We start from the raw sequence: 19,942 nt of genomic DNA, 5'->3' as shown, positions 1-19,942 counted from the left end.
AGTCCTCTGGCGAAATGTCGCCCATCGCAAGACCCAAGCCTTCCCCTCATCGAGGGAGGGAACCGTAATACGTTCGGGCGGCTCTCCATCATGCATGAGTGTACGCACCACCCACGCATCGCCAACAAGTTCGATCTGGGCTAACGGAATCTCCTGCAGCCGCAAGATCAGGCGATTACTGAACTCAAGCCACGAGAACTCGGTTGATAGTGGCTTGCTATACGCCATGAATATCCCTTTCACGATGCCTGACGCTGGATATTTGTCAATGCATACAGGTGTCTCACTCTAAAGGTATGCTCAGCGGTGTGACAGAGAGTGTCGCCACGTCACGCCCACGTCTTCACCGCGCATGAAGCCGCAAAAAACCCCCTGTCGCCCGTGAATGACGGCCACATACACCATGGGGCGAATCTCAACTGCTTCAACGCAGAGTGAGGTGAAGCGGTCCTCTTGGTCGCAAACAAACTCATTTCACAGCGTTTTGACGCTCAGAGCGCACGATGAGTGCTGGCTCGTGACATGGGACTTCACGTGGACGCTACCAAAAAGTTGTGGTTGGGACTAGGAACGTTGCTAGTCGTTTCTTTTGCCGTGCTTCTCTGGGCTGGTACAGAAATCTTCCGGACTGCCCCACCCATGCCGGAGCGCGTGGTGGCAGAAGATGGTCGAGTCCTTTACACGCGTGCTGATATCGAACGTGGTCGGCAAGTGTGGCAATCCATGGGCGGAATGCAGCTAGGATCCATTTGGGGCCATGGTGGATATGTCGCACCAGACTGGAGCGCGGATTGGCTACACCGTGAATCTGTAGCCATTCTCGACACTTGGGCGGCGGAAGAGGGGGCCACTACCTACAGGGAGCTTCCACTAGAAAAACAAGGCATGCTTCGAGCCCGTCTGGAAGCATTGATGCGTCCCAATACCTTTGACCAAACTACCAGAAACATTACGGTAGCAAACGTTCGTGCTGACGCCATAGCCGAGGTTGCATCACATTACGTCAGTTTGTTCGGAAATGAATCCAAAACGGCATCGCTTCGCGAAGCCTATGCAATGAAAAACGATACAGTTCCAGACGCTTCTCACCGTCAGGCATTGACGGGATTCTTTTGGTGGACTGCTTGGGGCGCAGGAACCGAGCGACCGGGCACGTCGGGTGAGACATTAGGCCCAGATCAGGCGGGGGTGCAGCCGCAGCGGGTCACATACACGAATAACTGGCCAAGTGAGCCCCTCACTGGAAACCGGCCGCCGCCTTCTCTATGGGTTTGGTCAGCCTTCAGCGTCCTTTTCCTAATTGCAGGTATTGCCCTTTTGGGTTGGCACCATGCACGCACTCGTGATGAAGATGAGCCGGCGTTACCGTCTACCGATCCCTTGGCGATGCTTCAAATCACGCCTTCCATGCGTGCGACGGCAAAGTATTTTTGGGTAGTTCTGGCGCTCTTCCTGCTTCAAATTCTTTTGGGTGCGATTACGGCGCACTACCAGGTCGAAGGGCAGGTCGCCTACGGCTACTCGCTGTCCGATGTGCTTCCATATTCGATTACCCGCACGTGGCATACGCAGCTGGCGGTGCTTTGGATTGCAGTCGCATGGCTTGCTACCGGTCTCTACATCGCACCAGCGTTGTCAGGCCATGAGCCTAAGTACCAGCGCTTGGGGGTGAATTTTCTCTTTTTCTCACTCCTGATCATCGTCGTAGGATCTTTTACGGGTCAGTGGTTGGCGGTCATGCAAAAGCTCGGGCTCGAGCACAACTTTTGGTTTGGCCATCAGGGCTGGGAATACGCCGACATGGGTCGGTTCTGGCAATGGTATTTGTTCATTGGCCTTCTGCTTTGGTTGGTCCTCGTAGGCCGTGCATTGTGGCCGGTGCTACGCGGTCCCAGGACAGAGACGCGAACCGTGGTGGGACTGCTTTTCCTGTCCACTGTGTGTATTGGGCTTTTCTTCGCTTCCGCGCTTATGTGGAATGAACACACACATATTTCTGAGGTCGAGTACTGGCGGTGGTGGCTTGTCCATCTGTGGGTAGAAGGTTTCTTTGAGGTATTCGCTGCCGCGGTGATGGCGCTGATCTTCGTCAAGCTTGGGCTGGTTGGCCCAAAGTCCGCCACGACAGCGGTGATGTTTGCCACGATCATCTTCATGTCAGGTGGCGTACTTGGCACTTTGCACCACCTGTACTTCGTCGGCACGCCGACGGCAGTGGTTGCTTTGGGCGCCAGTTTCAGTGCGCTAGAGGTCGTACCACTGGCGTATCTAGGATTTGAGGCGTATCACACCTATAAAATGGGTAAAGCGACTACTTGGATGGAACGATATCGCTGGCCCATTCTGTTCTTTATCGCCGTCTCGTTCTGGAATCTGGTCGGTGCTGGTCTATTTGGCTTCCTCATCAACCCGCCCCTTTCGCTTTATTACATGCAGGGTCTGAATCTGACGCCGCTACATGGACACACGGCCCTCTTTGGTGTCTACGGCATGCTCGGCATTGCGTTGGTGCTCTTCTGTTTGCGAGGTTTGCGTGGTCAGATGCAATGGAATACGAAGGCACTCAGAACAGCATTTTGGTGTCTGAATATTGGTTTGGCTTTGATGGCACTGTTGACGTTACTGCCGCTAGGTACGCTGCAATTGCTGGCAGCTATCGAGCATGGGTATGCTTATGCTCGATCGGCTGAGTTCATGCAGAAGCCCATTGTGGAAATGCTTGTTTGGATGCGAGTGCCTGGCGATGTGATCTTCAGCGTCGGCGCGCTCGCCCTTGCATGGTTCACGCTACGGCTCTGGGTGGCACCCCGGAGCCTACCGACCGCACCTAATGCAGATGGCGGCGATCCAACGAGATCTGAGAGTCGGTGACTCCATCAGGCATGAGCTGCTCGCAATTTGCGGGCAGCTCTTTCACCCTTAATCTTCCATGGCAAACGTGAGCATCAGTAGATATCAGTGTAGATACTGATCTTGACTGTGACAGCGTTTTTCAAGTCGGGGGTGCAGCCATCTTTGTATGGCCGTTGAACCTGTTCGCTTGAAGATGACCGAAGAACCTGCTTTCAATCAGCGTCGACTAGCGAGCTCCGCAAGGAGTTGCTGAGTAAGTTCTTGCTTGCGCTGTGGAATCCTGCGAAGCCATTGAAGACATTGCACCTCAAACTCTGTGCTCGCCACCTCGTTAGCCAGCACGCTTGGTTTCCTTCGGCGACCTCGTGGTGGCGTTCCCCGTCCCGTCGCGAGCCACTCAAAGCTAACACCAGCCAGTTCAGCTATCCTCGATAGATGCACGATACTGGGATTCGTACCGCCCTCCAGCCTTTCCCACTGGGCGATGGCGCTGCGATTGATGCCAAGCTCGACAGCCAACTCTCGTTGAGTGAGCGACGCTCTGGAGCGAGCACTCAATACCCTGGAAGCCATAGATTCGCTCACTGGTGGAAGCCCCGCTCATTCTGACGTTGTGGGAGGTGCACCTATTCCGGGGCGACGCTATCAATCTGGCAAGTAGCGCAATGTGACGTCCATCAGATATTGAATGACATTTGGGATCACATCTGATTTGGCGGATGCGCAGCGATGCACGACATGCGAGCATCAGAACGCATGCGCTCCCCCTAAACATGCAAAGCCCGCTATCGATTGTCTCGGTAACGGGCTCGCTGGAACCGTGGCTCGACTCGTTGTTGCCAGTTTTCCACCTCGGCGCTGATTATCCGCTGCAGCCGCCGCAACAGGCAGAGGGTAGGCGCTGTATGTCCTCTGGTGCGAGCGGGTGTCCGGCACGGGAGAACGCCGACAACAATTCTCCCGCCAACGCGCTGGTTGAGCAGCGAATTTTACCGGTGGAAACGTCGCGATCAACGAGAAGAGACGGATCTAGCTTCAGCAAAGCGTGCGCAAGGACGGTGAGGTCTACCGCTTTCTCGTCCACACGAATGATGTATTCCATCTTGTTCAAACTCCGGAGAATGGTTGCGCTGCCCTGTGGCAGCGCAACCTATGGACTTACTTGACAACCACCAGCTTGCCCTTCATCAGGGTGGAGTGGCCGGGGAAGGTGCAGAAGAAGCTGTAATCGCCGCCGGCGGTAAGCTTCTTGCCAGGGAAGGTGATCTTGGTCTTCTGTCCGCCGCCGATCAGCGAGGTGTGCGCGATCACGCGGGCATCGCTCGCCTGCACATAAGCGCCCGCCGCACCGGTCTTCATGCCGTCACGCGCGACGGCGGCCAGGTCGGCGGTCTTGGAGACGACGACGTTGTGGCCCATCGCAGTGACGGGCAACTTGCCGCTGTGGGTCAGTTCAATGGTGATGGTCGGGCAGCTGGCGGAGACGGTGGCCTCCTTCAGGTCGAACTTCATCGCGTCATCGCCCTTCAGGCTGACGGTGCAGTTGCCAGCGGCGTGGGCCATGCCGGCGACTCCGAACAGGGCAATGGCAAGGAGGGTCTTGGAAAGTTTCATCGTATAGCTCCGTTGGAAGTTGGTTTGGGGTGGTGTGGGTTCATAACATCACAGCTCGGCAAGCAACGCCTTGACCTGTGTCAGGAACTTCGGGTCAGCCGCTGCGCCGTTTACTTCGCTTCGTGCGCGAACCCGACCCTCGGCGTCTAGGAGCACCAGTACGCTGGTGTGGTTGATGCTGCCGTCGTCGCGGAAGCGGTAGCGCACGTCCAGCACGCTGGCGATCGCGCGGACATCTTCGTTGGCCGGTGTCAGGAACTGCCAGCCCTGCGGAACACGGTGGCGCTGCGCAACCTCGCGCATCGCCGCCGGCGTATCGCGCGCCGGATCCAGGCTGAGCATAACGATGCCCAGCTTCTTGCGTTCGGCCGGCGACAGCTGCTTCTGCGCGCTCTTGGCGTTTTCGATGATCAGCGGGCACATCAGGTGGCAGTTCGTGTAGAACATCGACACCACGCGGGGTTGCCCGCGTAGCGCCGCCCACGCCACCGGCGCACCGTTCGCGTCCTGCGTGCCGGCTTGCAGGTGGTAGACCGAATCGCCCGGCAGCGACTGCGCGTGCAGCGGTGCCGCCATGGCCAGCAGGGCGGAGAGGAACAGGGAAGGCATCTTCATGGTGTGCTCCTTGCACAGCGGAAACCGAGGTTGCCCAGCGTGGCCGCGGGTTGCAGCGCCGACAGCAGGACAAAGCGCTTGACCACGCCGTAGTCGCCGGGATCGTTGAAGCTCATCGCGGTGGCGCCGCAGTAGCGCAACGCCTCGCCGTCCTGCTGGCCACGACGGTCGCCGTCGCCGAGCAGCGAGGCGACGTCCTCGCTCCATTCCCAGTGCGCGCCATGCAGGCCACGGATGCTGTAGGCGTTCGCCGGCGCATCGGGCGCGGCATCGAGCGCATGCGGTGTGCCGTCGTTGACCTGGCGCATGCGCCACGCCGCGTCGTTGCGCGCATCGCGTCGTGTCGTGTCCGCCGCCGCGGCGTACTCCCATTCGACGAAGCGTGGCAGGCGTGCCTGCCGGGCGCGGCAATAGGCGTCGGCGGCATACCAGTTCACGTGCACGACCGGCGCGTCGGGGTCGACGTTGTCGCCCGGTGTGTCGGCGCTAGCCCACTGGCCCAGGTAGCCAGGGCTGGCGAACACCGCGGGAATGCGGTCGCGGCGCCACTGCGGCTGTTGTTCGAGGAACGCGGAAAAATCACGGTTGCTGACGGGGTTCTCCATCAGCGAGAACGAGGCCACCCGCACCACGCGGGTGGCCTCTTCGAAACGCACGGAAGAACGGAAGTCGCCGCCCTCGACCAGCCGGTATGCGTTGCCGGCATCGCCGGCGACCGCGAAGGCGGGTGCCAGCGCGAGCGCAAGGAGCAGGGCGGTCGGGGGCAGCGTCCGTGTCATCCGTTCCTCACTTCCCGGCCGCCGGCTTGGCTTCCGGATACTCGATGTCGTGCTGCTGGCCCGTGTAGATGTCCGGGTTCTTCGCGCCCTCGACCTTGAGGATGCCCAGCGAGCCCTTGTGGAACGTGCGGAAGATGCTGTGGTCGACCAGCACGAAGTTGCCGGGCACGTCCGCCTTGAACTCGACCATGGCCGAACCGCCGGCCGGGATCAGCGTGGTCTGCACGTTCTCCTGGTATTTGCTGCCGCCCTCGGTATAGACCTTGTCGAAGATCTCGCCGATCACGTGGAAGCTGGAGACCAGGTTCGGGCCGCCGTTGCCGACGAACATGCGGATCGTCTCGCCCGCCTTGGCCGTCAGCGCGTTGTCGCCCTGCAGCGCATCGACCGAACCGTTGAACACCACGTAGGTCGGATGCTCGTCGATGGCCTTTTCCAGGCTGAAGGGCTGCAGGCCCGGCTCCCCGTACGCGCCCTCGGTGTAGAAGTCGCCCTGCACCACGTAGAACTCCTTGTCGACCGGCGGCAGGCCTTCTTCCGGTTCCACCAGGATCAGGCCGTACATGCCGTTGGCGATGTGCATGCCGACCGGCGCCATCGCGCAGTGGTAGATGTACAGGCCCGGATTCAGCGCCTTGAACGAGAACTGCGTTTCCTTGCCCGGCAGGGTGAACGTGGCTTCCGCACCGCCGCCCTGGCCGGTGACGGCGTGCAGGTCGATGTTGTGCGACATGTGCGAGTCATGGCGGTTCTTCAGCTTGAACTCCACCGTGTCGCCCTTGCGCACGCGGATGAAGCTGCCCGGCACGGTGCCGCCGAACGTCCAGAAGTTGTAGGTCACGCCGTCGGCCATGCGCATGTCCTTCTCGATCATCTCCAGATCGACGACGACGTGGGCGGGCGTCTTGCGCGTGATCGGCGGCGGCACCATCGGCGGCACCGTCAGCACGGCGTGGATCGTCTCGCCGGCGGGGGTGATCTTGCCGCCCTCGGCGAAGGCGGGGCCCGCGAACAGCGCCGCGAGGGCGCAGGCGAGCAGGGACGGGTAAAGGCGTTTCATGGCGTTTCCTTCGATGGCTCTCGGTGGGTGTGTGGCCATGGTGGAAACGCGACGCTGGCGCGACGTTGATCTGAATCAATCCGAGGGGGTCGAACGCATGGATTCGCGCGTGCGCTTGACCGAAGTCAAGCGTTGTCGCGCCTGCGACAACCCGTCGCATCTGCGTGCCGAAGTGCGCCGCGAGAATGGCCGCATCCCATGAGGAGATGCGTCATGAACCGCCATTTGTTGACCCTCGCCCTGCTAGGCGCGCTCGCGAACATGTCGCTGGCGCAGGCAGAAGAACCCCATGCCTCAATGCATGCCGAAACGCTGGCGACCACCACGCTGGACGGCATCGTCGTGGTCGGTGTCGCGCCCGCGATGGCGACCACCTTCATCACCGACCCCAAGCTGCCGCGCCAGCCGGTGCCGGCCAGCGACGGCGCGGACTACCTGAAGACCATCCCCGGCTTCGCCACGTTGCGCAGCGGCGGCACCAACGGCGATCCGGTGCTGCGTGGCATGTTCGGCTCGCGCATCAACCTGATGACCAACGACGGCGCGATGAGCGGCGCCTGCCCGTCCCGCATGGACAATGCGCTGTCCTACATCGCGCCGGAAACCTACGATCGCCTGGTCGTCATCAAGGGGCCGCAGACGGTGCTGTGGGGCGGAGGTGCATCGGCCGGTACGGTGCGCTTCGAACGCGAGATCCCGTACTTCGCCGAGCCCGGCGTGCAGGCCTCCGGCAGCGCACTGGTGGGCAGCGGCAACCGCAACGACCAGGTGCTCGACATCAGTGCCGGTACGCCGCGCGGCTATGCGCGCGTATCCGCCAACCGCTCCGAAGCTGACGACTACGAGGATGGCAACGGCGACGTGGTGCCGTCGGCCTGGAAGAAGTGGAATGCCGACGCCGCGCTGGGCTGGACGCCGGACGAGGACACGGTACTGGAACTCAGCGCTGGCAGCGGCGACGCGCAGGCGCGCTATGCCGGTCGTGGCATGGATGGCGCGCAGTTCCGTCGCGACAGCCTTGGCGTGCGCTTTGAGAAGAAGCGCATCGGGGGCGTGCTCGATGCCGTGGTGGCCAACGTCTACCAGAACGACGTGGACCACGTGATGGACAACTACACGCTGCGCGACCCGGACCCGACCGGCAGCATGCCCATGCCGATGGCCAGCAACGTGGCGCACCGCACGCGCGGTGGCCGCGTCGCCACCACATGGCAGTCCGGTCGCTGGGAAGTCACCACCGGCCTGGACCTGCGTGCGAGCCGGCACAGCCAGCGCAGTGCGTCGGGGCGTGGCGCGTACCGCGCGGTACCGTGGACGTTCGATGCGAAGTTCCAGACCTGGGGCGTGTTCGCCGAGACGCACTGGCACATCACCGACACCCACCACCTGATGAGCGGCGTGCGCCTCGATCGCGCCAAGGTGGAAGACCTGCGCCTGCGTACCGGCGGCATGATGCCGATGCCGAACCCCACCGCCGGCATGGCGCGCGAGGAATCGCTGCCCAGCGCGTTCGTACGCTACGAATACGACATGGGCGGCCGCTGGGGCGCCTACGCCGGCCTCGGCCACACCCAGCGGATGCCCGACTACTGGGAGCTGTTCTCGCCGACGCGCGGCCCGGCCGGCGCGCCGAATGCCTTCGCCGGCGTGCAGCCCGAACGCACCACACAGCTCGACATCGGTGTGCAGTACAAGGGCAGCAAGGTCGATGCCTGGGCCTCGCTGTACGCCGGGCGCGTGCAAGACTTCATCCTGTTCGACTACGCGCGCGGGATGATGGGCAACACCACGCAGGCGCACAACGTCGACGCCGCCATCCGCGGCGGCGAGGCCGGCATCGACTGGCGGCCCGCCGACGGCTGGACGCTGTCCGGCGCACTGTCCTACGCCTGGGGCGAGGTGCGCGACACGGGCACGGCACTGCCGCAGATGCCGCCGCTGGAGGCGCGCCTGTCCGCCAGCCGCGAGCAGGGCGCGTGGACGTGGGGCGCGCTGTGGCGCGTTGTCGCGTCGCAGGATCGCGTCAGCACGCGCCAGGGCAACATCGTCGGCCGCGACCTCGGGCCGAGCGCGGGCTTCGCCGTGTTCTCGCTCAATGGCGGTTACCGGTTCAGCGATGGGGTGCAGCTCACGGCCGGCATCGACAACCTGTTCGACCGCGCCTACAGCGAACACCTCAACCTGGGCGGCAACAGCGCGTTCGGTTATCCGGCCGATCCCGTCCGCATCGGCGAGCCCGGCCGCACCGCGTGGGTGAAGCTCAACCTGCGCTACTGACGTGCGAGGGTCTCGGCCTCATCCGACGGGACCCTCGGGCTGCCACCGCCAGGCCTGGCTCCAGCACTGCCATTGCGCGTATAGGCTTGCCGCATAGGCGGCCGCCAGCGCACCGCCCGCGACGCGCGCCAGCGCGGGTTCGAAGATCGCAACGACCAATAACGCAGCTGCGGTCGCATGCAGGGCGAGCGCACGTCGCTTGCCGGCTTCCGCGAACAGGCTGCCCACGCCGGGCACGCGGATGCCGCGCGGCACGCGCTGGCGCAGTGCGATCCAGGTGAGGAAGCCGGTGATCTCCAGCGCCATGCCGACCACCAGCAGCGGCAGGCCGATGCCCAGCACCAGTACGCCGAGCAACAGCGGCGGCACACCGGACCAAAGCGCCGTCAAGGCTGCAGCGAATAGGCATACGCATCCCGCGTGCCAGAAGCGGCGCAGCACGAGGTTGCGACGATGGCGCGAGCGCGCCTGCAACACCAACACGGCGATGGCGAACACGGCAAACGGCCACGCCGCGATGCGCCATGCCGCATCGGGCAATGCGCTCGCCTGCGCCGCTACCACGATACCCAGCACCGCGATCACGCCGGCGTGCCACAGGCGCGACCACCAGGCGGGCAGCGCCTGCGCGCCCTGCAGCATCGGCAGCGTCACGCTGCCGACGGCGGCGAGCAGCCCCAGCCCCCAGCCGACGACGCCGACGATGGCATGCAGGTCCACCAGTCCCGCAGGTGCGGATGGGCGCCAACCGGTGCGCGCGGCCAGCAGCGTCAATCCCAGTGCGGTAGTCGCGAGCAGGGCGAGCAAGGCCAGGCCGATACCGTCGCGCACCACGCGCACGCCGGCGCCGCGTACGACGGCGATCAGGGCCAGCGCAGCGAACAGCGTGAGCGAGGCGCCGAGCAGCACACCCGACAGCGGTGCCAGGGCGCGGACGTGCCGCGCTAGCGTGACCAGCAACAGCACGAGGCCGGTGTTGAATGCACCATGCAGCCACGGCACGCAACGGGCGCAAGGCAGAGGGCTGCCGGCGGCGACGGGCAGGAACTGCACCAGGCTGCCGAGCATCGCGTTGCCCAGCAGGCCCAGCGCCAGCATATGCACGAGGACCAGGGTCGTCGGCGTCCAGCGCGACAGCACCACCATCTCGCCTTGCCAAGCCATCCACCCCCCGGCGACGATGCCCCAGGCGAACCCCGTCAGCAGGAAGCGCATCGGCAGCGCCGGTGGGGGCGCCTGCGCGAACGCGAGCCCGCTCATGCCGCGCGTGGCGGCTGCAGGATGTCCCGGTCTTCTGCGTGGCAGATCGCGATGCACGCGCTGCCGGTGGCGGCCGTATACACGTGGTAGGCAAAACCGCCTTCATCCAGGATCGGCAGCAGGGGTAGCGGCGGCCTTGGCGTCAGCGCCACCAGCCGTTCGCCGCGCCGCAGGGTACCGAGGCTGTCGAGGATGCGCTCCATCGGTTCCGGCGCAGGCAGGTCGCGCACATCGAGGCGCAACAGGGTCAGCGCGAGTGCCATGCGTCCTCCGCGTTCGTCTCGTCCACCACCGGCCTGCAGTCGAGCGACACGCCGGCCGCATCCAGTGACTCGCGCACACAGCAGGCGCAGGCGCCGAACGCCTCGGGCAGCATCGCGGTGTCGAACGCGCTGTCCATGTCCGTCAGCCGACCAGCCACAGCAGCCATCCCCAGGGGTCGTGCGCCCGCGCGATGCCGTACACCTGCAGGAAGCACAGCAGGGCGGCGGCCACCAGGCCCGCGCGTGCACCGACGCTCAACGAGGGGCGGAAGGCCGCGATGCCGCAGCCGACGTAGGCGGCCACGAACACGATCTTCGCCACCAGCCAGCCGTTGGCGAACAGCCCCGCCGGCAGGATCGTCACCAGCATCATCGCGCCGGTCAGCAGCACGGTGTCGATCGTGTAGCTGGTGTAGCGCACCAGCGCCGCGCGCGGCCAGCGCATGCCGGCGAGCAGGCCGAGCGCGCGCAGCGCGAACAGCGTGCCGCTGGTCATCGCCGCCGCCACGTGGACCAGCTTGATATCGGGATAGAAGGTCATCATGGCGCTCATCCCGGCCGCCCGTCCGCGCGCGGACTCAGGTAGATGCCGCCGATGCGGCCCACCCAGGGCGCCAGTGCCAGCAGCCAGCCAATGGCCGCCGCGGCCTGCCACGCCATCGCATCCGGCGCGAGGTCGGCGACGATGCGCATCACGGCGACCACCTGGATGGCGACGAACGCGAACCACGCCACCTTCGTCATCGCCAGCGGTCGCCCGGAGTGGCCCTGCGTCACCCGCGTGACCATGGCCACCAGTAGGCTGCCGAAGAAGCCGACGAACATCGCATGCATCGGCGCACGTCCGAGGATGAAGTCGTCCGTCGCCAGGAACGTCACGCTCTGCACGACGTACAGCAGGAAGGTGATCGGCAGCCAGGCCGTGCCGATGAACAGCACTGCCAGCAGACCGGGCATGCGCCCGCGCGGCCACCAGCGATGCACCGCCCACGCGGTCAACACCAGCAGCGGCGCATCGGCCAGCCACAACCACGCGTAGGCATGCACCAGTTCCAGACCCAGGTGCACCATGAGCAGCGCCCACACCGCGCCCAGCCATGGCAGCGAACGCCACGGCACGTAGCCCGGCACCACGTTGCCGGCGAAGAACGGGAACATGCGGTGCGCGACCGTCACGTACACCGGCAGCAGCAGGCCGAAGCCACCCAGCTTGATGCTGGCGAACGCCCATGTGGGGGATGCGCCCAGCGCGAAAGCTATGAACATCGCCAGCCCCAGCCAGCCCAGCAACAGGCCGGCGAAGCACGAGCGCGCGTGCCAGGTCGTCGCGGTGTCGTCGGCGAGCAGGCGGCCCAGCGTCAGCAGCGCAGCGGTCCAGCCGGCCAGCGCCATCCACAGGCCGACGGTCAGTCCCGCCTGCCAGCCGGCCACGCCCAGCAGGATCGCCAGCTGCCCGCCCATCAGGCCCAGCCCGACCGGCACGTAATGCCAGCGCTTCAGGTCGGGCATGCCCATCCAGCGCGGGAACACGGTCAGCAGGAAACCGAAGATGAAGCTCGGCAGCACCAGATACTGCATCAGGAACGCATGCAGCCAGCCCGCATAGATCGGCGTCTCGGGCATCGTCCACAGGCCCCAGCGCGTAGCGACCAGCCACAGCGTCCACCACAACATCGCCAGCAGCACGTTGCCGGCGCCGATGAAGAACATCAGCCGGTGCGGCGCGTGCGCCAGCCAGGCGGGCGAGGGACCGGGCAAGAGTGGCGCGGTGCGGGAGCGGGGCGGGGCGATGATGTCGATCTTCATGTGGCCAGCTTGCGCTTGACCAAGTGAAGTCGCCTTGACGTGGATCAGGTGGGAACCGTTTTGCGGTTTGGAAGCGCCTTGACCGGAGTCAAGGCCGGGTGCTGGGGCACCGCCTACAGTAGGGACATTCGCGCAATCGCGCCCAAACCACCTCAAAGTCCCCATGTCTGAGAATGCCCTTCACACCGCCCAACAACGCCAGCAGGCCATGACCGAGGCGCTGCGCGCTTGGGACCCGGAAGCCGAGGTCACCTTAGAGTCCAGAACGGGCCGTCTGATGGTGATGACCACGCTGCCCACCGAACGTGTGATTGCCCTGCTCAAGAGCATGGGCGAACAGGCCAAAGCCACCAGTGCCGAGCCCCCCAGTCACAAGGCGGGGCAGTGCTGTGGCGGCTGTTCCCAATGATCGGCAAACTTCCTGTACTCACTCAAAACTGAGATGTGCAAGCAATTTGGTAGTGTCGTACCACCCGATGGTGTCGCATGCACCGGCTTCTACCTCGTTGCACGGAATTCTAGTTTTCTTTGCGGAGAGACCCGTTTCGGCAGCGGGCAAGAAGGAGCGACAGACTCCTCATGCTTTATACGAGACCCTGCCGAGCCAGACCTGGATGCGTCCACGGCACCCAGAGTATCGGTGCTCGCATACAGTTGCGCCGCCCTCCGAACTCCCCGGAGCTGATCGAAACCAGGTAAGCATTGATGTGCGTTGGTCGCGGCCGATCCGTTCCTTTACTTCTCACGTGCGCGGCAAATTCTTGATCTGAACATGTTCAGACGTTCGAGTACACGTAAAGGGACTTAATCATCCTCGTTACGCAAAAAAGAGAGCCGCTATCGCGGCTCTCTTGCTGCAATGTGCAGCAGTTAACCCTGCCTCCCTCGCGAAGAGGCAGGGTCAAGATTACGCCTCGCTAGGCTGCGCGGCGGGCAGACGCTCGCGCTGCGGGGCCACCCACAGGCGAAACACGAACCAGGCCAGCGCTACCGCGCCCACGCTGAAGAGGGTATCGGCAGGCACGCGCATCCAGACGAGCATCTCCACGATGGGCTGCTGCATGAATTCGGCCGATCGTGCGTACCAGTAACCATGATCCACCGAGGCGATCAACTGAAGGATGCCCAGCGGCAGCAGGGTGAAGGCCGCCATGCCCGCCAAGCCGAGGTTAAGCGCCCAGAAAGCCGTCTTCAGCAGCCTCTCGTTCCATGCCACATCTGGCTTCAGGCCGCGCAAGCAGAACAGCATCAACCCGATCCCCAGCATGCCGTACACACCGAACATCGCCGTGTGACCATGGTTGGCAGTCAAGTTCAGGCCCTGCATGTAGTACAGCGGCAGCGGCGGATTGATGAGGAAGCCAAACAGACCGGCGCCCACCAGGTTCCAGAACGAAACAGCCAGGAAGAACATGATCGGCCACTTGTATTTCTGCATCCAGGGCGTGGCTTTACCCAGCTTGTAGTTGTGATAAGCCTCAAAGCCGACATACGCCAGCGGCACCACTTCCAAGGCGGAGAAGCTCGCGCCGAGCGCGATCACAGACGGTGTCGTGCCAGTGAAGTACAGGTGATGAAGCGTGCCGAGCACACCGCCGGCCATGAAGACGATGGTGGCAAACAGGACGGTCAGTGTCGCGCTACGGACCTGCAGCAAACCCAGGCGCGTAAACAGGAACGCGATGACTGCTACCGCGAACACTTCAAAGAAGCCTTCGACCCACAGATGGACCACCCACCAGCGCCAGTACTCGACCATCGACAGGTGTGTATGCTCACCCCACATGAGGCCGGCCGCATAGAACAGACCAATACATACCACGGAGAGGAAGAGCAGACCGACGATCGAGCGTGAATCGTCGCCTCTGCGAATCGCAGGCCACAGAGCACGACCGACCAAGGTCAGCCATACCAGCAGACCCACGAACAGGAACCATTGCCAGAAGCGTCCGAGGTCTACGTATTCCCAGCCCTGGTGACCGAACCAGAAGTTCTTGGCCAAGCCAAGCTTCTGCATCACCGCAAACCATTGCCCGGTGAAAGACCCGACCACAATGATCAATAGGCAGGTCCAGAGGAAGTTCACACCGAAGCGCTGGAACTTTGGCTCATGGCCGGAAATGGCCGGGGCAATGTATAGCCCCATGCCTAGCCACGCGGTGGCGATCCAGAGCACCGCCAGTTGCGTATGCCAGGTGCGCGTAAGCGAGTAGGGCAGGATGTCGGCCAGCGCGAAGCCGTAGGCCTCCTGGCCTTCGACTTGATAGTGGGCCGTGGTCGCGCCCAGAAGAATCTGGACCAGGAACAGCGCGATGACCACCCAGAAGTACTTCGCGGTGGCCCTCATGGAAGGCGTGACCTTGATCGATGCCAATGGATCCTTCTTCGGCAGCACCGGCACCATTTCCTCGCCGTGGCTGGTGGCGTAATGCCAACCCAGCAAACCGATGCCTGCGATCAGAAACAGGACGCTGAACACGGTCCAGATAAGCAGATTGGAGGCGGGTGTGTTGCCCACCAGCTCGTCGTGCGGCCAGTTGGCGGTGTAGGTGATCTTGGAGCCAGGCCGCTCCGTCACTGATGCCCATGCCGCCCACCAATAGAACGCGGTCAACTGGCGCCGGTGCTCGGGCTCAGCCACCGTGTTATTGCGCATGGCATACGCCTCGCGCAGCTGTGCTGTAGACGGATCATTGCCAAACAGCCGCTGATAGTGATCACCGACATTGGCCATCGCTTCAGCGCGATCAGCGGTTATGGTGATCGTGCCGTTGGCAGGATCATAGCTGTTAGGGCGCAACAGCCCTTGGACGCGCTTGGCATAGGCCGCCTTGGTAGCCTCGTCCAACTGCTTGTAGCTTTCGACGCCTTCCTCGCGCTTGGCCCAGATGTCCAGGACCGCCTCTGCTTCACGATGCAGCCAGTCCGCGCCCCAGTCAGGTGCAACATACCCGCCATGCCCCCAGATGGAGCCCAACTGTTGCCCGCCAATGGATTGCCAGACCTGACGACCGGTCTCAATATCTTGCCGCGTGAAGATGACCCGGCCCTCAGGGGTGACCACCTGTTCGGGCATGGGGGGCGCTTGGCGATAAGTTTCACTACCGATCCAGAGCAGGACGGAGAACGAGGCTATGAGTAGGGTCGCCAACCCAATCCATAGCTTGCGTGTCGAATTCATGAGAGAGCTCGTGTTGGGGAACGGCCGCATCATCGGCGCAACCACCTGCGAGCTCCATGACCCAAGTCAAGCGCACTAGGATCTTCCGGGTATCCACATCCAAATCTGCTCGACTCGTCTACTACTTTGCCTTGACAGCGCTGAGCGGCAATAGGTCAAGACAGATCTCAGGTGCCGCCCTATCCACGGCCTATGCACTAGTCCCGCAGTACGGCCAGCGCGAGAGCTTCCAGGCGGGGTAGATCGAGGATCTCTACATCACGCTGCTTGATGTGGAGCAGGCCTTCCTTCTCGAACCGGCGCAGCACGCGGCTGACCGTCTCCGGTGCCTGGCGCAGGTAGTTGGCAATGTCGGTGCGAGCCATCGTCAGCTGGAACCGGCGCGGCGAAAAGCCACGTGCGGCCAGTCGGCGCGAGAAGCCGATCAGGAAGGCGGCCATGCGTTCGTCAGCCGTGTTATCGCGTGCGAACAGCGCGGCCACACCGATGTCGCGGCTCATCAGCTTGAAAAGGTGCACCTGCAGATTGGGCAAGCGAGTGGCCAGCATCGCGATCTTGGGGAACGAGAAGCGGCACAGCATCACCGTGTCCAGGGCGATGGCGTTGCAGGGATAGCGGTCGCCGTGGATCGCGTTGAGGCCGATCACTTCGCCCGGCAGGTGGAAGCCGAGCACCTGCTCGTGCCCGTTCCGGTCAATCTGGTAGGTCTTTACCGTGCCGGCGCGCACTGCGGCGATCGCGCCGAACGGGTCGCCTTCTCGGAACACGTGCTCGCCAGCGCGAAGTGGACCGACATGTTCGACCAGCACATGCAGGTCCATCAGCGCCCGCTTGTCCATGCCCTCGGACAGGCAGGCCTGCGAGAACGCGCAGGTGGAACAGAAGGTCAGTGAATCGCCATCATCGGCGACGATGCTTGCATCGGTGCGCGGGAAGACCAGCGGCGAGGTCATGCGGACACTCCCGGGAAAGTCAAACCGTGCGCGAGAAGCGGGGCGTCGAAGCTGCGTTGGTGGGTAGGTAGCGATCGAAGCACATGGCGATGATACGCAAGAGCAGGCGTCCTCGCGAGGTCGTCTGCAGGCCATCCTCGCTCAGCTGTACTAACCCGTCATCCTGCAAGGGACGTAGGCGCGCCAAGGCATCAGCAAAGTAAGATGTGAAATCGATCACATGGCGGCGCCCAAGCTCTTTGTAGTTCAATGTCCCATGGCACATCAACTGCTGGATGACGTCAGCGCGGATCTGGTCATCTTCTTCCAGCCGCATGCCGCGCCACACCGGCAAGTGGCCCTGGTCGATGGACTGCTCCCAACTGCCAAGATCACGTGGGTTCTGGCTGAAGCTCGGGCCGATGTGACTGATGGCGCTGACGCCCAGGCCCACAAGATCGCTCTCGGCATGTGTGGTGTAACCCATGAAATTGCGGTGCAGGCTGCCGCGTCGCTGAGCCTCGGCCAGGCTGTCGCCGGGGAGCGCGAAGTGATCCATGCCGATGTAGACGTAGCCGGCCTCGCCGAGCTTGTCGATCGCGCACTGGAGCAGGCCGAGCTTTACCTCGGGCGAGGGCAACTCGTCGGCATTGATGCGCTGCTGCGGACGGAACATGGATGGCAAGTGCGCGTAGCTGTAAATCGCAAGCCTGTCGGGCCTGGCCTCCAACGTGATGTCCAGTGTGCGGGAAAAGCCAGCCAGGCTCTGCTTCGGCAACCCGTAGATCAGGTCGACGTTGACCGACTTCAGTCCGTGAGTGCGGCAAGCTTCAATGATGGCTAGCGTCTGCTCAACGCTCTGGATGCGATTGACAGCACGTTGGACTTCAGGATCAAAATCCTGGACCCCCAGACTGGCACGATTGAACCCAGCCTTGGCCAATTCGCCCACATCCTCGGGACTGATGAAGCGCGGATCCAGTTCAATGGAACAATCCAGCTTCTGAGGCTTGGCAAAGGAGAAATGCCGACGTAGAACGTCCATCGCCTCAGCGATCTGCCACGGGGTCAGGAAGTTGGGCGTGCCACCGCCAAAGTGCACCTGCTCCACGTCGCGGTCGCGATCAAACAGCGCCGACACCAAGGCTACTTCGCGATACAAACGCGTCAGATACGCCGCGCCGCGGGCGGTATCGCGAGTGATGATGCGGTTGCAGCCACAATAGAAGCAGGGGCTGGTGCAGAACGGGATATGCAAGTACAGCGACAACGGGCGCGGAATGGGATCGCCATTGCTGATCGCCGCCACGCTTCGCAAATCGGTCTCGTCAAAGTCCGGTGAGAACTGCGGCGCGGTGGGATAGGAGGTGTAACGCGGCCCCGGCGTATCGTACCGTTGCAGCAGATCGGGGTCGAAAAGGGAGGATAAGGTGTCCATGGAGCGTAGCCTACGGCTCACCCGTGGAATCGTCCTTGACATGAGTCAATCGGCGCCACATTCATATCCTGCTTCAGGATTGTGAACTAAGCGCCTGCTCCAGTCCCGACTGGGATGGACACTTCAAGAATTTGGATCAACTGCGGGAGAGGATGTGATTGGATACCCCGAAGCGTGGCATCGACTCAGCGAGGGGGTGGTTCGCCTGCCCAATGAACACGTGGGTTTGGCCGACGCTGCAGGACGCGTCACCGGCTGCGAGATTGTCAGCTCTCGCGCCCTACCGCCGTTCGACAATGCTGCGATGGATGGTGTCGGCCTGGTGACGCAGGGAATGGGTGCGCCGGCCAACAGCCAATGGAGGATTGGCGGCCGCATCGGTGCGGGTGACGTCGCACAGGCCGTAGACGGTACCGCTTGGGAGATCATGACCGGTGCACCATTGCCGCAGGGCGTGGACTCGGTCGTACCCTATGAGCGTATCGAGCAGCTGCCTGAAGACGGGGAGGTGTCCGGCATCCACGTACGGCTGCTGTCTGATTCACAACCCGGTGCGAATATCCGTCGACGAGGCGAGGATGTCCAGGAAGGGCACGTGTTGCTACCTAGAGGAGCGCTCGTTGAGACCGGTGGACTCATGCTGCTCGCCGGTGCGGGCATTGATCTGCTGACAGCGGTACGACGTCCGCGGGTAGCCTTGATAGGCACTGGGCGCGAAATCCTGGTGGCTGGATCACCTTTGAGGGCCGGCAGCATCCACGATGCCACCTCCCCTTACTTGGTCGCCGCTGCAGCCGCCGCCGGCGCAGAGATGATCCAGGTTTTTCAGGTAGCCGACGATGAGGCGGCTTTCCACGCGGCGGTGGATGCCGTGGCGGGTGACGTCGATCTGGTGATCAGCACGGGTGCTGTTTCAAAGGGTTGCTACGATTTTGTCCCTTCCGCGCTCAACGCGCGAGGTGCCGATATCTTGTTCCATGGCGTGGCCATCAGGCCGGGAAAGCCTGTGCTGGCGGCGCGTTTGCGCGAGGGGGCGGTGTTTCTCGGGCTTCCAGGCAATCCTCTATCAACAGCGGTCGGCTGGCGATTCTTCGCTGAACCCCTTATCCGTGCGTGGTTAGGCATGGCCTCGGAAGAGGATCGCAAACTGCCCCTAGCCGCAGCCTGTGACAAGCGTGTCGGACTCCATGTCTTTTTGCATGGCACGCTGCAGATTAATGAGCAAGGTCGGCTGCAGGCGTGCGCCGCAGCGTCACAGGCGTCGTTCCGACTGGTGCCCTTCTCTCGGTCAAGGGTGTGGATCAGTGTGCCATCTGATGCTGAGTGTCTGGAGGCGGGTGCGCGCGTGGCGGTGCACTCGCTGGGTCACCTCGGCGCGTTACCTTGGCTGCATGCCTGACATGGCTCAAGCGAATTCCAGTAAGGGTGGGGTCCGTGCGGGCGTTGCTTATCGAGCTGAGCCGTAAGCGCTAACAAGAATCACGGGCAATGAACTGGTAACCAGATGTAGGGGCTGGATATACCGATTACTAGTGGGCAAGAACCTTGGGGGAGGGACGCCCAGCAGGGGTCGTCCACCTATATAAAAGAGGGGCTTCGGGAATAGCGGTCATAGGTGACACAGCTCTCACAGCTATGTGATAGGCTGAGAATGCAGCGTTATGCACCTGTACCCACCCGCAAGGTAGGCATTGTGGAGCAGAGCGAGGGGCCAATCGTAGCCACGAAGAAGCAGGAACGTACGGCGTTCCTACTGCTCACGGCTGTCATCTTTCCGTTGATGGCTGTCATGATCGTGGCAGGGTATGGTTTCCTCGTCTGGATGTGGCAGCTCGTGTTCGCCGGCCCACCCACCGGACCGTAG

At 62.9% G+C, this 19,942-nt stretch carries 19 protein-coding genes; 6 read left to right on the top strand and 13 right to left on the bottom strand.

Annotation, left to right across the window (positions count from 1 at the left end; translation table 11 throughout):
- Window positions 1-534: 534 nt before the first annotated feature.
- On the top strand, window positions 535-2,871 hold the full coding sequence (locus AC04MD_RS18885; RefSeq protein ID WP_475498747.1) for a nitric-oxide reductase large subunit: 2,337 nt from the start codon (window positions 535-537) through the stop codon (window positions 2,869-2,871).
- 198 nt (window positions 2,872-3,069) lie between these two features.
- Here AC04MD_RS18885 and AC04MD_RS18880 read toward each other — a convergent pair whose 3' ends face one another.
- The 5 genes from AC04MD_RS18880 to nirK all read right to left on the bottom strand — a co-directional run bounded on the left by AC04MD_RS18880 (window position 3,070) and on the right by nirK (window position 6,921).
- Window positions 3,070-3,426 (bottom strand): helix-turn-helix transcriptional regulator, encoded by a 357-nt coding sequence (locus AC04MD_RS18880; RefSeq protein WP_475498814.1) that lies wholly within the window; start codon window positions 3,424-3,426, stop codon window positions 3,070-3,072.
- 585 nt (window positions 3,427-4,011) lie between these two features.
- Window positions 4,012-4,467, bottom strand: a complete 456-nt coding sequence (azu, locus tag AC04MD_RS18875) for an azurin (protein WP_475498746.1) — start codon at window positions 4,465-4,467, stop codon at window positions 4,012-4,014.
- Window positions 4,468-4,515: 48 nt separating this feature from the next.
- Window positions 4,516-5,082, bottom strand: coding sequence for an SCO family protein (locus AC04MD_RS18870; protein WP_475498745.1), 567 nt, complete (start codon window positions 5,080-5,082; stop codon window positions 4,516-4,518).
- Complete coding sequence (locus AC04MD_RS18865; protein ID WP_475498744.1) at window positions 5,079-5,861, bottom strand: formylglycine-generating enzyme family protein; 783 nt, start codon at window positions 5,859-5,861, stop codon at window positions 5,079-5,081. Before AC04MD_RS18865 ends, AC04MD_RS18870 begins: the two co-directional genes overlap by 4 nt.
- A 7-nt stretch (window positions 5,862-5,868) precedes the next feature.
- Window positions 5,869-6,921: a copper-containing nitrite reductase gene (nirK, locus tag AC04MD_RS18860; RefSeq protein ID WP_475498743.1), complete on the bottom strand. Its 1,053-nt coding sequence runs from the start codon at window positions 6,919-6,921 to the stop codon at window positions 5,869-5,871.
- On the opposite strand from nirK, the gene AC04MD_RS18855 reads away from it, so the two are divergent.
- Window positions 6,920-7,123, top strand: coding sequence for a hypothetical protein (locus tag AC04MD_RS18855; protein WP_475498742.1), 204 nt, complete (start codon window positions 6,920-6,922; stop codon window positions 7,121-7,123). The genes nirK and AC04MD_RS18855 overlap by 2 nt on opposite strands.
- A gap of 11 nt (window positions 7,124-7,134) precedes the next feature.
- The gene (locus AC04MD_RS18850; protein ID WP_475498741.1) at window positions 7,135-9,198 is read left to right on the top strand and encodes a TonB-dependent copper receptor; all 2,064 of its coding nucleotides are present in this window, start codon (window positions 7,135-7,137) and stop codon (window positions 9,196-9,198) included.
- A gap of 18 nt (window positions 9,199-9,216) precedes the next feature.
- Here AC04MD_RS18850 and AC04MD_RS18845 read toward each other — a convergent pair whose 3' ends face one another.
- From AC04MD_RS18845 to AC04MD_RS18825, 5 genes are read right to left on the bottom strand one after another with little or no spacing between them, the layout of a single operon-like run.
- Entirely contained in the window at window positions 9,217-10,458 is a 1,242-nt protein-coding gene (locus AC04MD_RS18845; RefSeq protein ID WP_475498740.1) for a hypothetical protein, read from the bottom strand.
- The gene (locus tag AC04MD_RS18840; RefSeq protein WP_475498739.1) at window positions 10,455-10,721 is read right to left on the bottom strand and encodes a DUF2249 domain-containing protein; all 267 of its coding nucleotides are present in this window, start codon (window positions 10,719-10,721) and stop codon (window positions 10,455-10,457) included. Before AC04MD_RS18840 ends, AC04MD_RS18845 begins: the two co-directional genes overlap by 4 nt.
- On the bottom strand, window positions 10,706-10,858 hold the full coding sequence (locus AC04MD_RS18835; protein ID WP_475498738.1) for a hypothetical protein: 153 nt from the start codon (window positions 10,856-10,858) through the stop codon (window positions 10,706-10,708). Before AC04MD_RS18835 ends, AC04MD_RS18840 begins: the two co-directional genes overlap by 16 nt.
- Before the next feature lie 5 nt (window positions 10,859-10,863).
- A complete protein-coding gene (locus AC04MD_RS18830; protein WP_475498737.1) occupies window positions 10,864-11,265 on the bottom strand; it encodes a SirB2 family protein in 402 nt (133 codons plus the stop codon).
- Window positions 11,266-11,270: 5 nt separating this feature from the next.
- The gene (locus AC04MD_RS18825; protein ID WP_475498736.1) at window positions 11,271-12,527 is read right to left on the bottom strand and encodes an NnrS family protein; all 1,257 of its coding nucleotides are present in this window, start codon (window positions 12,525-12,527) and stop codon (window positions 11,271-11,273) included.
- A 163-nt stretch (window positions 12,528-12,690) separates the two neighbouring features.
- Here AC04MD_RS18825 and AC04MD_RS18820 point away from each other — a divergent pair, with 163 nt between their 5' ends.
- Window positions 12,691-12,936 (top strand): hypothetical protein, encoded by a 246-nt coding sequence (locus AC04MD_RS18820; protein ID WP_475498735.1) that lies wholly within the window; start codon window positions 12,691-12,693, stop codon window positions 12,934-12,936.
- A gap of 498 nt (window positions 12,937-13,434) precedes the next feature.
- Here AC04MD_RS18820 and AC04MD_RS18815 read toward each other — a convergent pair whose 3' ends face one another.
- The 3 genes from AC04MD_RS18815 to hemN form a co-directional block, all read right to left on the bottom strand.
- Entirely contained in the window at window positions 13,435-15,708 is a 2,274-nt protein-coding gene (locus AC04MD_RS18815; RefSeq protein ID WP_475498734.1) for a nitric-oxide reductase large subunit, read from the bottom strand.
- Window positions 15,709-15,905: 197 nt separating this feature from the next.
- Window positions 15,906-16,661 carry a helix-turn-helix domain-containing protein gene (locus AC04MD_RS18810; protein WP_475498733.1) on the bottom strand — a complete coding sequence of 252 codons (756 nt, stop codon included), beginning with the start codon at window positions 16,659-16,661 and terminating at the stop codon, window positions 15,906-15,908.
- A gap of 19 nt (window positions 16,662-16,680) precedes the next feature.
- Window positions 16,681-18,078: an oxygen-independent coproporphyrinogen III oxidase gene (gene hemN / locus AC04MD_RS18805; RefSeq protein ID WP_475498732.1), complete on the bottom strand. Its 1,398-nt coding sequence runs from the start codon at window positions 18,076-18,078 to the stop codon at window positions 16,681-16,683.
- Window positions 18,079-18,232: 154 nt separating this feature from the next.
- Between hemN and AC04MD_RS18800 the strand changes: the two genes are divergently transcribed.
- Entirely contained in the window at window positions 18,233-19,477 is a 1,245-nt protein-coding gene (locus AC04MD_RS18800; RefSeq protein ID WP_475498731.1) for a molybdopterin molybdotransferase MoeA, read from the top strand.
- Window positions 19,478-19,729: 252 nt separating this feature from the next.
- Window positions 19,730-19,942, top strand: coding sequence for a periplasmic nitrate reductase, NapE protein (gene napE / locus AC04MD_RS18795; RefSeq protein ID WP_475498730.1), 213 nt, complete (start codon window positions 19,730-19,732; stop codon window positions 19,940-19,942).

It is taken from the genome of Pseudoxanthomonas sp. LjRoot206 (assembly GCF_056175725.1).
The sequence above is the reverse complement of the archived record's forward strand: the minus strand, read 5'-3'. Positions and strand labels throughout refer to the sequence as shown.

Coding starts and splice junctions, on each gene's coding strand:
- AC04MD_RS18855 (WP_475498742.1), top strand. CDS start 6,920: ATGGCGTTTCCTTCGATGGCTCTCGGTGGGTGTGTGGCCATGGTGGAA.
- AC04MD_RS18815 (WP_475498734.1), bottom strand. CDS start 15,708: ATGAATTCGACACGCAAGCTATGGATTGGGTTGGCGACCCTACTCATA.
- AC04MD_RS18825 (WP_475498736.1), bottom strand. CDS start 12,527: ATGAAGATCGACATCATCGCCCCGCCCCGCTCCCGCACCGCGCCACTC.
- AC04MD_RS18865 (WP_475498744.1), bottom strand. CDS start 5,861: ATGACACGGACGCTGCCCCCGACCGCCCTGCTCCTTGCGCTCGCGCTG.
- AC04MD_RS18830 (WP_475498737.1), bottom strand. CDS start 11,265: ATGATGACCTTCTATCCCGATATCAAGCTGGTCCACGTGGCGGCGGCG.
- AC04MD_RS18835 (WP_475498738.1), bottom strand. CDS start 10,858: ATGGACAGCGCGTTCGACACCGCGATGCTGCCCGAGGCGTTCGGCGCC.
- AC04MD_RS18880 (WP_475498814.1), bottom strand. CDS start 3,426: ATGGCTTCCAGGGTATTGAGTGCTCGCTCCAGAGCGTCGCTCACTCAA.
- hemN (WP_475498732.1), bottom strand. CDS start 18,078: ATGGACACCTTATCCTCCCTTTTCGACCCCGATCTGCTGCAACGGTAC.
- AC04MD_RS18845 (WP_475498740.1), bottom strand. CDS start 10,458: ATGAGCGGGCTCGCGTTCGCGCAGGCGCCCCCACCGGCGCTGCCGATG.
- nirK (WP_475498743.1), bottom strand. CDS start 6,921: ATGAAACGCCTTTACCCGTCCCTGCTCGCCTGCGCCCTCGCGGCGCTG.
- AC04MD_RS18820 (WP_475498735.1), top strand. CDS start 12,691: ATGTCTGAGAATGCCCTTCACACCGCCCAACAACGCCAGCAGGCCATG.
- AC04MD_RS18870 (WP_475498745.1), bottom strand. CDS start 5,082: ATGAAGATGCCTTCCCTGTTCCTCTCCGCCCTGCTGGCCATGGCGGCA.
- azu (WP_475498746.1), bottom strand. CDS start 4,467: ATGAAACTTTCCAAGACCCTCCTTGCCATTGCCCTGTTCGGAGTCGCC.
- AC04MD_RS18850 (WP_475498741.1), top strand. CDS start 7,135: ATGAACCGCCATTTGTTGACCCTCGCCCTGCTAGGCGCGCTCGCGAAC.
- AC04MD_RS18840 (WP_475498739.1), bottom strand. CDS start 10,721: ATGGCACTCGCGCTGACCCTGTTGCGCCTCGATGTGCGCGACCTGCCT.
- AC04MD_RS18810 (WP_475498733.1), bottom strand. CDS start 16,661: ATGACCTCGCCGCTGGTCTTCCCGCGCACCGATGCAAGCATCGTCGCC.
- napE (WP_475498730.1), top strand. CDS start 19,730: ATGCAGCGTTATGCACCTGTACCCACCCGCAAGGTAGGCATTGTGGAG.